Source organism: Providencia sp. LY12 (assembly GCF_057621555.1).
This window is the reverse complement of record NZ_CM172594.1, coordinates 1,104,558-1,117,633: the sequence shown is the minus strand read 5'-3', so window position 1 is coordinate 1,117,633 and position 13,076 is coordinate 1,104,558. Positions and strand designations below refer to the sequence as shown.

At 42.0% G+C, this 13,076-nt stretch carries 12 protein-coding genes and 1 tRNA gene; 5 read left to right on the top strand and 8 right to left on the bottom strand.

Features of this window, described 5'->3' with window-relative positions:
- Nucleotides 1-13 precede the first annotated feature (13 nt).
- Together ACY3ZI_RS05020 and trmB are read right to left on the bottom strand one after the other, a co-directional pair.
- Nucleotides 14-343 carry a YggL family protein gene (locus tag ACY3ZI_RS05020; RefSeq protein ID WP_036954142.1) on the bottom strand — a complete coding sequence of 110 codons (330 nt, stop codon included), beginning with the start codon at nt 341-343 and terminating at the stop codon, nt 14-16.
- 2 nt (nt 344-345) lie between these two features.
- Nucleotides 346-1,062, bottom strand: a complete 717-nt coding sequence (gene trmB, locus ACY3ZI_RS05015) for a tRNA (guanosine(46)-N7)-methyltransferase TrmB (RefSeq protein WP_108479449.1) — start codon at nt 1,060-1,062, stop codon at nt 346-348.
- A gap of 237 nt (nt 1,063-1,299) precedes the next feature.
- Here trmB and mutY point away from each other — a divergent pair, with 237 nt between their 5' ends.
- From mutY to ACY3ZI_RS04990, 5 genes are all read left to right on the top strand, one after another.
- Nucleotides 1,300-2,367 (top strand): A/G-specific adenine glycosylase, encoded by a 1,068-nt coding sequence (mutY, locus tag ACY3ZI_RS05010; RefSeq protein WP_487376285.1) that lies wholly within the window; start codon nt 1,300-1,302, stop codon nt 2,365-2,367.
- Nucleotides 2,364-2,633 carry an oxidative damage protection protein gene (locus ACY3ZI_RS05005; protein WP_006657365.1) on the top strand — a complete coding sequence of 90 codons (270 nt, stop codon included), beginning with the start codon at nt 2,364-2,366 and terminating at the stop codon, nt 2,631-2,633. The genes mutY and ACY3ZI_RS05005 overlap by 4 nt, the downstream gene beginning before the upstream one ends.
- A gap of 123 nt (nt 2,634-2,756) precedes the next feature.
- Nucleotides 2,757-3,830, top strand: coding sequence for a membrane-bound lytic murein transglycosylase MltC (gene mltC, locus ACY3ZI_RS05000; protein ID WP_036954136.1), 1,074 nt, complete (start codon nt 2,757-2,759; stop codon nt 3,828-3,830).
- Nucleotides 3,831-4,020: 190 nt separating this feature from the next.
- Nucleotides 4,021-4,096 (top strand) — tRNA-Phe (locus ACY3ZI_RS04995).
- Between the two features lie 177 nt (nt 4,097-4,273).
- Complete coding sequence (locus ACY3ZI_RS04990; protein WP_006662598.1) at nt 4,274-5,452, top strand: tyrosine-type recombinase/integrase; 1,179 nt, start codon at nt 4,274-4,276, stop codon at nt 5,450-5,452.
- 156 nt (nt 5,453-5,608) lie between these two features.
- Here the strand turns inward: ACY3ZI_RS04990 and ACY3ZI_RS04985 are convergent, their stop codons facing one another.
- The 6 genes from ACY3ZI_RS04985 to ACY3ZI_RS04960 form a co-directional block, all read right to left on the bottom strand.
- Nucleotides 5,609-5,866: a hypothetical protein gene (locus ACY3ZI_RS04985; protein WP_006662597.1), complete on the bottom strand. Its 258-nt coding sequence runs from the start codon at nt 5,864-5,866 to the stop codon at nt 5,609-5,611.
- 183 nt (nt 5,867-6,049) lie between these two features.
- Entirely contained in the window at nt 6,050-7,177 is a 1,128-nt protein-coding gene (locus tag ACY3ZI_RS04980; RefSeq protein WP_006662596.1) for a hypothetical protein, read from the bottom strand.
- Nucleotides 7,174-7,437, bottom strand: coding sequence for a PAAR domain-containing protein (locus ACY3ZI_RS04975; RefSeq protein WP_006662595.1), 264 nt, complete (start codon nt 7,435-7,437; stop codon nt 7,174-7,176). Before ACY3ZI_RS04975 ends, ACY3ZI_RS04980 begins: the two co-directional genes overlap by 4 nt.
- Nucleotides 7,438-7,449: 12 nt before the next feature.
- Complete coding sequence (locus ACY3ZI_RS04970) at nt 7,450-8,412, bottom strand: SEL1-like repeat protein (protein WP_006662594.1); 963 nt, start codon at nt 8,410-8,412, stop codon at nt 7,450-7,452.
- Nucleotides 8,394-10,193 (bottom strand): phospholipase D-like domain-containing protein, encoded by a 1,800-nt coding sequence (locus ACY3ZI_RS04965; RefSeq protein ID WP_487376276.1) that lies wholly within the window; start codon nt 10,191-10,193, stop codon nt 8,394-8,396. The genes ACY3ZI_RS04970 and ACY3ZI_RS04965 overlap by 19 nt, the downstream gene beginning before the upstream one ends.
- Nucleotides 10,194-10,195: 2 nt before the next feature.
- A complete protein-coding gene (locus ACY3ZI_RS04960; RefSeq protein WP_006662593.1) occupies nt 10,196-12,922 on the bottom strand; it encodes a DUF2345 domain-containing protein in 2,727 nt (908 codons plus the stop codon).
- Nucleotides 12,923-13,076 lie beyond the last annotated feature (154 nt).

Here is a 13,076-nt window from a genome sequence, read left to right as displayed (position 1 = left end):
ATCAAACTAGTTATTATTCCCACCAAACATCAAACAGTTCAGAAACAACAACGTCGTTCATCCCTTTTGATTTTAGCCAGTTTTCAACGATTTGACGGTGTTCTTCAGTGCATTTACCAATTTTCTGTAGGCAAACAATCCCTTCCCAGTTCATGTAGCCGCTAGCTTCAAATGCCAGACCGTTTGGCTCGATAGCTTCAGCAATCAGTTGGTCAACGACGCTGTCCACTTCTTCTATTGGCGTGCCTTCTTTAAAGTTCCACTTAACAATGAAACCTAATTCTTGGAACTCGTCCAAACGCATTTTTTTACGTAAACGGCGACTACGTTGTTGTTTAGCCATGATTAAACCCTCTTAAACATTAAATCCCATACACCGTGCCCTAACCGCTGGCCGCGCTTTTCAAACTTTGTTTCTGGTCTTGATTCTGGACGAGGAACGTAGTCCCCTGACGTGGATACGTTTTCATACCCAGCCACGCTGGTCATTACCTCAAGCATATGTTCTGCATAAGGTTGCCAGTCTGTCGCCATGTGGAATACGCCACCATCAATTAATTTACTGCGAATTTTTTCGGCGAAAGGCACCTGCACAATACGACGTTTATTGTGTTTCGCTTTATGCCAAGGATCAGGGAAAAATAACTGAACCATTGCTAAGCTGCCGTTCGGGATCATGAAGTCTAAAACTTCAATGGCATCGTGGCACATCACGCGTAGGTTGGTGATGTTCTCTTCTTTTGCTGATGCCAAACAAGCCCCAACGCCCGGTGCATGCACTTCAATACCCAGAAAGTTTTGATCTGGGTTTTGTGCTGCCATCGTCACTAATGAGGTGCCCATTCCAAATCCAATTTCCAGAGTGACTGGATTTGAATTATTAAATAGTTTTGCGAAATCAAAGGGTTCGTTGACAAAATCGATGCCCATTTCTGCCCATTCGCTTTCTAATGCCTCTTCCTGACGTTTTGTCAGACGCCCTTGACGGCGGACAAAACTACGGACACGGCGCATAACCCGCCCTTCTTCATTATATTCGGGGGAGATAACGTTATTGATCATAATAAAGTTCTAAAAAATTCGTTGTCCAGTTAGATAATGTGCCAACAAGAGTATAAAAAAACCCAAACATACCTAATTAATTAATATCTAAGTATGGTGGGAAAGGGAGTTTAGCAAAACTTCAAGGATCTTGCAGTTGATAATTGGATAACTTTACACAAGAAGCGGTTTACAGCTATCACCGTCTATGTTGCAATCCTCTCCATGACTGAAATCGCGATAAAAATATTATAAATAATGGAAGCTCAACAATTCTCAAGTGCAGTGCTCAAGTGGTATCACAAATACGGTCGTAAAACCTTGCCATGGCAGCAGGAAAAATCCTCCTACCATGTTTGGCTCTCTGAAGTCATGTTGCAGCAGACCCAAGTCAGCACAGTCATTCCCTATTTTGAAAAATTCACCCAACGCTTTGCGGATGTGACCGCGCTGGCGAATGCGCCCCTTGATGAAGTTCTGCATTTATGGACAGGGCTCGGCTATTACGCGCGAGCGCGTAATCTGCATAAAGCCGCGCAGGTGATTGCCACCCAATATAATGGTCAATTTCCTACCACGTTTGAGGAAGTGAATGCGCTTCCAGGGGTGGGACGTTCAACGGCAGGCGCCATTCTATCCCTTTCTCAAAAACAACATTACCCAATTTTGGACGGTAACGTAAAACGCGTGCTTGCTCGCTGCTATGCTGTCGCGGGTTGGCCGGGTAAGAAAGAAGTAGAAAATCGCCTGTGGGAAATCAGCACCAATGTCACCCCCAAAGTGGAAGTGGAATATTTTAACCAAGCCATGATGGATCTTGGGGCGATGGTGTGTACTCGCAGTAAACCCAAATGTGAGTTATGCCCACTCAATACCGGCTGTATTGCTTATGCTAACCACTCTTGGCAAGAATATCCGGGGAAAAAACCTAAGCAGAAAATTCCGGAAAAAAGTGCATGGTTTTTGATCCTTCAACATCAAGATAATGTCTGGTTAGAACAGCGCCCACCTTCGGGTATTTGGGGCGGCTTATTCGCATTCCCACAGTTTGAGAGCCATGAGCAACTGGCTCAGTGGCTGGCTGATTCTGGTCTGCAACATGACACGCCAGAACAATTAATTGCTTTTCGCCACACGTTTAGCCATTTCCATTTAGATATTATCCCTGTAAAAGTTAATATTCAGGCATTTAACTCTGCCATGGATGAAGGCAACGGACTCTGGTATAACTTACACCTAGGCGCAACCGTTGGGCTTGCAGCTCCGGTTGAAAGTTTACTAAAACAACTTGCCTTACTACCTGATATTCGAGGAAAAAATAAATGAGTAGAACCATTTTTTGCACTTTCTTACAACGTGACGCTGATGGGCAAGATTTCCAGCTTTACCCAGGTGAATTAGGAAAGCGTATTTTTAATGAGATTTCGAAAGAAGCATGGAGTCAATGGATGACAAAACAGACCATGCTGATCAATGAAAAGAAATTAAACACCATGAACCCAGACGATCGCAAAATGCTGGAACAAGAAATGGTGAAATTCTTATTTGAAGGTCACGATATTCAAATTGATGGCTATACCCCGGAAAAATAGTTTTTAGGTCTATACCTATCGAACCTCAAGTTGCATGGCTCGGTTTACTAACCTCCTGCAACTTGAATGTTTTAGAGTAAACGACCAAATAAGTAGCTAGCTTGCATTAATATTGTGGATCGTATGAAAAAATTATTTGCACTCACATTGTTGATTCCCCTGATTGTTTCTTGCTCCAGTAATCAGAAATCCGACTTTAATCCCGACTACGTCAAAGATACTAATGGCTTTGATATTTTGATGGGGCAATTTGCTCATAACATCGAAAATATTTGGGGAATAAAAGAAGTCCTCATTGCAGGGCCAAAAGATTATGTGAAATATACCGATGAGTATCGTACTCGTAGCCACATTAACTTTGATGCAGGGACTATCACGGTTGAGACCATCTCTGCCGTTGAACCGTCAGAACACCTGAAAAAAGCCATTGTCACCACTTTATTGATGGGCGATGACCCAAATTCCATCGACCTCTATTCTGATATTAACGACATTCCCTACAGTAAAGAACCATTCCTGTTTGGTCAGGTGATGGATAATACAGGGGAACCGATCCGCTGGGAGTGGCGAGCCACTAAATTTGCAGATTATCTGATTAGTAATAAAATGCAGCGCAGACAGTCTGGTATGAATATTGTTTGGTCGGTGACCATGCAATTGGTACCAAACCACTTAGATAAACGCGCCCATAAATATCTGCCTTATATTAAGAAATCCTCCGCAAAATACGGCGTGGATGAATCATTGATTCTGGCGATCATGCAAATTGAATCGAGCTTCAACCCATACGCGGTTAGCCGTTCTGATGCGCTAGGCTTGATGCAAATTATGCCAAACACGGCCGGTAAAGATGTGTTCCGCTCTCAAGGTAAATCTGGAGTACCAAGCCGCAGTTATCTATTTGACCCTGAGCAAAACATTGATACGGGCACGGCATATTTAGCTATCTTACAAAATAGTTATTTGGGGGATATCAGCAACCCAACTTCACGTCGCTATGCGGTCATTACGGCTTATAACGGTGGCGCAGGCAGCGTGCTACGCGTATTCCACAATGATAAAAAACAAGCGGCTCAGCGTATTAACAACCTCGAGCCGGGGGAAGTTTACGAAACGCTTTCCACCAAACACCCTGCGGCGGAGTCTCGTAATTATCTTATTAAAGTGAATAAAGCGCAGAAAAAATATCTACGCTAATAAATCCTTAAAATAGCGATAAAAATGCCAGTAAACCATCACGGTTGCTGGCATTTTTTTCACTTTTTGTGAGTTTTTGCATTGATTTGCTTAAAAATTAATTGAAACGCTGAAAAAAAACGCATTCAATCAAAAGTTTTTAGAAACCGCCTTGACTCACTCTCTTAAATCAGGTTTAATACGCTCCGTTGCCCGGATAGCTCAGTCGGTAGAGCAGGGGATTGAAAATCCCCGTGTCCTTGGTTCGATTCCGAGTCCGGGCACCACTTTCACTTCTACAGTGGTCTCCTCAAGTCAAGTAAACTCCTTTATATTCATTGAATTACCTTGTATTATCACTCATCGAGCTCCACCTAACTCAACACGACTCAACCTAAATCAAGTGTCTGTTGGGGGCTTTTTTGGGGGCTCTTCGTGTTCAATGTAATTTAGGGGCCCCCATTATGGCACTCAGCGCCCGGCAGATACAGACTGCCAAACCTAAAGACAAAGATTATAAGCTCTCTGATGAGCGTGGGCTTTACCTTCTCATCAAACCTAATGGCTCCCGTTACTGGCGTATGAAGTATCGCTTCGCAGGTAAAGAGAAAAAATTATCGATTGGTGTTTACCCTGATATTTCTCTTGCTGATGCCCGAGCTAAACGTGATGATGCAAGAAAGCTATTAGCCGAAGGTAACGATCCTGCCGAACAAAAGAAACTAGAAAAACTCACTAAACAACTCACCGTTGAGAATACATTTAAAGCGATTGCCGTTGAATGGCACACACATAAGTCATCCGAATGGTCGGAAAGCTATGCGGAAAGTGTCCTTGATGCTTTAGATAAAGATATCTTTCCTTATTTAGCTAAACGCCCCATCGCCGAGATCCTTCCATTAGAAATGTTAGAAATCTTACGGATGATTGAAAAACGCGGTGCTTTAGAGAAAATGCGTAAGGTTAGGCAATTTTGTAATCAAATCTTTCGTTATGCGATTGCAACAGGGCGAGCAACGATGAATCCCGCCGCAGAGCTCACAGGAACGCTTAAAGCACCAAAAACACAACACTTCCCTCACCTTACAGCTCAAGAGCTTCCTGAGCTGTTACAGAAGCTTTCTGAATATACAGGAAGTCCTATTACCCGACTCGCGACAAAGTTATTACTGTTGACTGGAGTCAGAACCATTGAGCTTAGGGCCGCTCACTGGCGTGAATTTGATTTTGATAATGCACTTTGGTTAATTCCCGAAGAACGAATGAAAATGCGTCGACCACACTCCGTTCCGCTTTCCAAACAAGTGATTGATATCTTAAAAGAGCTACATACTTTTACGGGTCAATATCAACTGGTTTTTCCGGGACGTTGCAATATCAATCAGCCCATGAGTGAAGCCAGTATCAACATGGTGTTAAAGCGAATTGGGTATGATGGTAAAGCGACAGGGCATGGCTTTCGCCACACAATGAGTACTATCTTACATGAGAAAGGATTCAATAGTGCATGGATAGAAACACAACTGGCGCACAGGGATAAAAACTCTATTCGTGGAACCTATAACCATGCGCAATATTTGGAAGGGCGAAATGAAATGATGCAGTGGTATGCAGATTTTATTGATGAGTTAGAGCGAACTTAAATGTACCGAATTGAATATCTATGTGGGTTTCCGCATAGATATTCTGAATTCATGTGTTTTATTTTTTAGGAGGATACCTTTTTACTCAGCTCTAAATTAAGAAGGTCATTGATGCACCTATTTTTAATAAAAAAACATTACAATAGTTTTGTCAATTTATCGTCCGCTTTTTATTCTAGCTAGATATATTTTTATTTTTGAAACAATTTTATTTATGTTTTTCTCCGAAGGAAAGAAAGCCGTAATGAGTGCAAGCATGAGAAATATCAAGCTTGTGGTTTCTAGTGATGATATATTTTCCATACAACCTTTCCCACATCCCGAGCCGCTAGCAGAAATTCCCGGGGCAATCAGTGCTATAAAACCATTAAATATACCTATAACAATAAAGATTAAAACCAATAATATTTTCATAGCACCTATTCCCCTCACTGATAAAAATCCAGTACATTAAATAAAACCAATGAAATGTTGTTTTTATTTATCTGTTAATCGTATTTAATCTAATAGATTTTATTTTGCAGTTGTTATTTTATTAATAACGACAATTCGCATTTCTTTTTATCACTAATTTAATAGTCTTCTCATAACTAAACTTTAAACCTGAATTTGTTGCAACAAAAGTTGCGTCCCATTTTGATGGGTAATAAGGCTGTAATGTGAATATTCATACACCAGTGACAAAGCCACCACATGACGCGCGATACCGCCTTTGCCTAAAAGGGCATCAATGTCATAAAGGCGTTCTGATAAATGAGACACATTCTGTCGGGCATAGTTTTCGATACACTTTCCTTTATTATCATTATCCTCTACGCCACTGTGCCAAATTCCATCTAATTGTTCGCCTGAATACTGGAATTCACACTGTGTTTTTAATGCGTCAGGGAATGACTCTATATCCGTGGATATAGGGCGCAGGAGCTTCGCTTTAATAGGCGCGCGTAAACGCTCGTAGAACCCTTGGGGTGCAAGTAATAGACTCCCTGCTTCTTCACTCGTCGTTGAGTCTAACTGAAAAGCTAAAATAGCGTATAACTTAGGTTCAAAGGGATTTTCATACAGCGCTAACAACCATTCACTTAATGAGTCATATGGCAATGTTTCAATAGATTCAAGCTCTAATGATAAGCGCGTGGCTTCCTGCTGAATGAGAGCCTGCCAACTAGCCTCATTATCTTCAGCTTGCCAATATAGGGTAATCGGCTGAGTAAGAGCATGTTGATGGTAATATTCGGCAATGGGGGCAAGTAACTTCCACACCACCATTTCTTGTTTTTCCCATGAAGGAAGTGATTTGAAGGCGCTTAATTGCAATATATTACCTTTATTAGGCGGCAGTGAAGACAAAACAACGTTTGTTTGTTTTTCTTCATCAAATTGTGTCAATCGTGTATACGCTAAAATTCCTAGATGCTTCCTAGCCCAATATCCCCATTCTTGACGTGCATCATCAAGCATATCAGTAAACTGCCGATGATCATATGACACTATCGAATAGGCCAATAAACGAATAAACAAAATAACAATCACGGGAAGAACAACAAATAAAGCGATTATTTGGTTGTTACTAACGTCACTAGACAATACCCCAATTGAAGAGAAATAAACACCTATGCCAAATCCGATAAAACCAATAATCGCGACTAAAAAGAACCAAAGCATCAAGCGAGGTAATTTAGGCTTAGGTGGGTGTTCTAAAGAGGGAATTTTCCAGCTTATCATGATTGCTCACCCGACGATGACAGACTAGCAATAAGCGTACAGCCACATTCGGTTTGAAAACCATTGAGTGCTGCCTGACGACCGGATATTAAAATACGCGTTGAACCGGGTAAAATAGCATTAACACCGTGTCCTTTTTTAGGGCAACTGACTTTATCTCCCACTAAAGCTATCGGTTTGCCGTACATCACCGAACCAGACGCGGAGATCACTTCGCCGCCATGAGTAGTTTTGTCACCTAATCGAACAAGTGCGCGCATGATAAAATCCTTTTATTGATTATCTGGTTGTTTTTTATATTCAAACGTACCATCCCATTCAGGGAGCTCGGCAGGTGGAAGAGGAACGATTTTATCGATATCGGGGAATTTGGCTCTAGGATTACGTCTCAACTCATTTTCTATCATTTCATAGCGACGAACTCTTTCTAGGTCAACCTGTTGCCCCATATAATTGAGCCTATCTTGATTATCTGATGTATTAAATACTTTTGCTAATTTGTATGCTGATTGCTCGTGACCATAACGAATAGCTAATTGAAAATAACGAACAGCTAGTACATATTGCTTTTCTAGAACTTTATAGTGCATAGCTAAAGAATATGCAGCATCAGTATTTCCTTGCTGGGCAGCACAATCAAGCATACTTTTCCCTAAAGAGGGTTGATATAAAGAAGTTTTTCCATCAAGGAATAATTCACCAATTGCAAGTTGACCATCTGGGTTTCCCATTACCGCGGCCTTTAAAAAATAACGCATCGCTGCATCTGAGTCTTGTTTTACTCCGTAACCTCTTTGGAGATAAGTACCCATAATGTAATAGCCAAATGGAATATCCATTTGTATCAGTTGCTCAACTAAATCAATCACCTCTTCAGAACGCTTTTTACCCATCATAGGTTCAGCTTGGCCTGTTGCTATCATATTCTGTAAGTTACCGATCGCTTTATAATGTTTTTTTTCAGCCGCTTGACGATATAGCATTGTGATACGTTTAAAATCCTTGGATCCTTTTTGTATTTGTAGCTGACGAGCTTCCTTAAACCAAATATCGGCTTCAGAATCAAGAGGTGGTAAATTCTCCATTTCGTGAGTACACGTAAATTGAAAATTTTTTAAAGTGTCATTCATCTCACTCACATCCTTTTTTTCGCATCCAATTAATAACAATAGAAATAACATGGCAAAGTACAGATTTATCTTCTCCGCTTTTATTGTTAATCCATATTTTTCCATTTTTTATTTCCATCAAAAAACTCAATTAAAGATGCAACTGGAGTTGCAGGAATACTACTGTTACTTAATTTCTTATTTTCACTAATAATATCAAACCAATGATTAAACTCTTTGCTCATATCATCACTAGACTGTTTTGTATGCATTTTCCATAAATGCTGTCGGATAGGCGGTATAATATTTGTCACATCAGTATCTTGAATGGCGATATTAAATTCGCTGTCAAATAACATGCTGCGCAAATTCACATTACTAGATCCCAATGTCATAAAGGTGTCATCAATCATTAGCACTTTGCTATGAACATAAACAGATTTCCAATGCGGTGTTGTTGAATCAGGTGAAACCAATGTGCAAATATGCGATTTTATTCCAGGAATTGAGCCTGCGGCTATTGGTTCCTCATCACCCAATTTATGCTCTTTGCGATGATAATTTGGCACCATATCTGGGCGTTGTAACGCTTCAATCATTTTATACGTTTGATAACTTCCGGAATGGATCGCTGCATCATTAGAACTATTAGTGACAACAAAGAGGTGGAGCGGATTTTGTTCTATATCATAACCTTCTTTAACTCGCTCATTGATAGCGTCTTGCAATAACTTAACGAAAGGAGGATAGCGAAAATATTGATTTTCAATATAAATATAGTTTCTTGCTCTCACTAATGTATGCTTATATAAGCGTAAAACATCGAACTCCTTATATTGAGGTTGGGTACGGCAGATTTGAGCCATCACTTTTTTTAATGGGATCATTCCATCTACAGTGACTGAATGAATCAACCTGTTATTAATTTTATCCATTCGCTGTTGGGTGAATTGATGGTCCTCCTCGGTAAAAGATGACCGTCGACTCAGTTCAGCATCTTCCCCAACATTTTTTTCCCATGCTTCGACAAAATTGTGATTGATATGCGCCAAAACGGCACCACAAACACATGATGAGTTATCTTGCCATGCAGTATCAGCATCTCGACCAATAGCTGCTGAAAACTGGTGTTCAGAATGAGAATCCTTATCCCAATAGGTGGAGAGGGAATTGTGCCCCATGACAAATCCGACAGAATCATCTGGCACTTCATAATCAACCAGAATCACTTTTTGATGGTGAGTTGGGTATAAAGCAAGTAGCCGCCCTTGAACATAACCAATATCGCCATATTCTTTTACGTGATGGCTTGTTTGTCGTTCAGTCGCTTCTTGAATATCATTGGTCCAATTTAATTCTCGATGTCTGACAAGGATATTCCCTTTTCCTCTTTTCTTGATTGAAATCTCCCAATGCCACTGACAGTCATATTCATAATCTTCAGGTGTTTGGTATGGTAACTGGTTACCGGAAGCACTGTAAACAGCAGGCGTAGCTGGTGTATAAACAGCGAAATTACCATAACCAAAGTTTTTAGGAGTAGCTTTCCATCCCGGAAAGTTAGGATCTTGACTATCCCCCCCTAATGTATACCAGACTAATATACGCACCTTAACACCGCGATCTGCCGCTTCAACAAGTAGATCTCCCACTCTTTTGGCTTCGTCTTTGCTCCCCCGTGTAAAATACATGGATGATTGAAATCCCCATGTAATAATATCAATACTTTTTTGTGCCTGTTCAATCGCTTTAGCTATTGTGGCAAAAGCACGTTCACCATTAATTAAAGGGGCAAAACCTGCAGCAACAGGTGCATATTTACCACTGATAAACCATTGAGGTGTCAGTATTGCACTATCATTTTCCCCTAACACGAGATTGATGGTTTGTTCCGTTGCATCGCTCATGACTATTTTTCCTCTTGGTTATCTTTCAGTGATTCACTCATCAATAATTTTTTGAAAATATCTCTATGTGTCATACCTGAAAGTTTTTTGCCTTCCATGCCCGGCATTGGTTTGAGAGCACGAAATCCCTCCCTTGAAGCCTCATCTTCTTGAGTATTTTCTGAGTCTGCTTTTAAAAGATTGATGGTGAATTTTTCACCGTCCAATAACTCTACTCGATATTTTTCTATGGACGTATCATGTTCAATCTGAATATTTCCATTTTCATCGGTGAATCCTTTCGCTAATAGCGCTCCATTACCATATAAAGTATACGGCTCAAACGCACGCGCCTTCATTGGGCTTTGCGGCGACGAGCTCAGTTGAAAGCGTAAGGTTTGTTTTGGCATTGACTGTGGGAACTGTGGATGAGTGACATCCATTGAGGCAGGGCCTTCAACCACCCAGTTAGTCGCTTTGACCGTTTGGTTATTGGGGCTGCCGTACTCAATTTGTCCGCCTTTTAAACGAATATAGGCACCACCGCAGGTTAGTAATAGTTCGTCTTTCGCAGCGACCACCGTTTTACCGCCGGTACTGGTGACGGTCATGTCTTTTAGGGAGGTGAGGTGCATCTCATCACTTTGTGCTTGAATTTCGACTTTGCCTTTTGCGGCAAAGGCCTTAATTCCTAGAGTGTGAGCAAATAAGCTAATTGCTTTGCCCGCCGCTAAGGTGATTTTTTTACCTACCGAGATATCGGCCTGTTTATTGGCCGTCAGGGTGATATTTTCACCGCTGTTCGCTTGTACGGTTTTGGGTGAGGTTAAGGCGATACCCGCGGGTGCACTGAGTAATAGCGCCGCTTGTTGCAGTTCGTGAATCGATTGGGTGAGTAACGTTTGTTGGGCGTTTAAATCGGCCAGCTCCGCTTTCGCGACTTCGGCAACCTCCCGTAAAGAACTCACCAAGTTCAGCGCATCATCCAATTGCTGCTTGGCTTCGCGCATATCCAGTTGTTCTGAAGAGGCTTTCGTGCGCAAATCGGTGCTGATAAACAGCCCTTTACCTGCTCGAATGGCACCCCAACTGTCAGTGCGCAATTCAAAGCCATCCCCACGTTTTTCCCGTCCTTGATTTACCAAGTGCCCTAAATTGAGTTGGGATTTACCGCCGTATTCAGTGCTGAGTTTGATGTGCTCTTGCCCGCGCTTATCTTCCATACGCAGTTTATTATTTGCCGGAGTACGAATGACGTTGCGGGTATTATTTTTGTCAGTGATGTGGTCGGGGCGATGGGAATCATGCAAGGCATGGGCGATATACGGCCTATCCGGGTCTCCCTCATGGAATGCGACTGCAATCTCTGTCCCTTGGATTAACGGAAAGTGCATCCCGTAGGTATCGCCTGCATAGGGTTTCGCCAGTCGCACAGGCATACTTTCATAGCCCGTGGGTTTTTCATCACGGTCGGCATCGAATTTGACCCAATAAAACCCGTGTTCATTTTGATGGGCGTAGATATCGTGGGATTTGGCACTGGTAATGCGCGCCATTAACGTCCCTGCAATCACGGGACGAGGCTTTAGAACGGGTCGCCAACACAGTGCTTCGGTGTACGGTGCCGCATCAAACTGAATAGTTAATGCGCTACTGCGACTGCCTGAAAAGCGCAATCGCGTGATTAGGATTGCGGATTGAAAGTCCGTGGGTAAGGTTGACGGTAATTGGCTATCGATGACTTTAAAAATCATCAACGGCGTCAGGCGAGGTGAATTACTTTTGCCTCTCAGCAACGTTTGACGAGCGAGAAAGCGTTCATGGTCTAGCCGTGACCAAAAATGGGCGGTTTCCGTTTCAGGTTGGTATTTCTCACCGCGCTCAAGATGGCGGGCTTTGTAGTGGTAAACGTCGCCATAGTTTATATCGTCCCCATCTCCACGAGTCATGTCCGTTTCAATGGATAGCAACGTTTGCATCGCTTGCCGGTGATTATAATCTTTAGTCACGACACTGCGTTCCACCACTTGGTGACGTAGCGATAACCCCCATACGCTTTCAACGCCATTGTCATTCATGCCAGAAGGGCTATTGAGTGGCAGCTGTAAATCATACACATAGGCGCGTTGGCTATCGCCAAAGTGAATAATTTCCGTCTTGGTATCTGTTTGCAGACTAAAGGAATAGAAAATGCCCACTTCACTGAGTAAACGCTCAATAAATTGCCAGTCATTTTCATTGATTTGGTTGATTTGTTCCCGCTTAGGATATTGGCGCTGTAAATGAAACTCAAACTCCCAGCCTTTCATGTCATGCTCACGTAAAATGAGGCCAATGACTTCCGGCACCGACTTATTTAAGAAGAAACGGTGGGAACGCAGTTGATGGCGCAGTAACGAAACAAAGGGTTCAATGACAATTTGGTACTGGGCTTCATCCGCTGAACCGGACAACCGCTTAAAGTGTGTCACCACACCATGCACTCGCTTTTGCGGTTCATTCAGTGAATGTAACTCGGCCAATGGAATAGTGGGTGATGAAAACGTAAAGTGCGCGGTACGGCGAAGAAACTGGGAGGCTTGCAGATTTTGGGCTGAAGAGGTGAACGTTATCTGATAACGATAAGTTTCGCTAATCGCTTCTCGCCCAATGAAAGATTCAACATCCAATAGCGCATCGCATCCTTGGACTACCAATTGATAGCGATTGTGGGATAAAAAAGGTGCTTTGAGGGGCTCTATCAGACTCATCGAATGTCCTTTTGAGGTTATTCCATGGGTTACGCCCGATAATCAAACCTCAAGCGCGACCAAGATAAATAGTATTTATTTTGGTTACGCTAACATTAACGTTCAACAAAAAACACACTAAACATGAAATAAATTGACGAATTCCACATAAAAA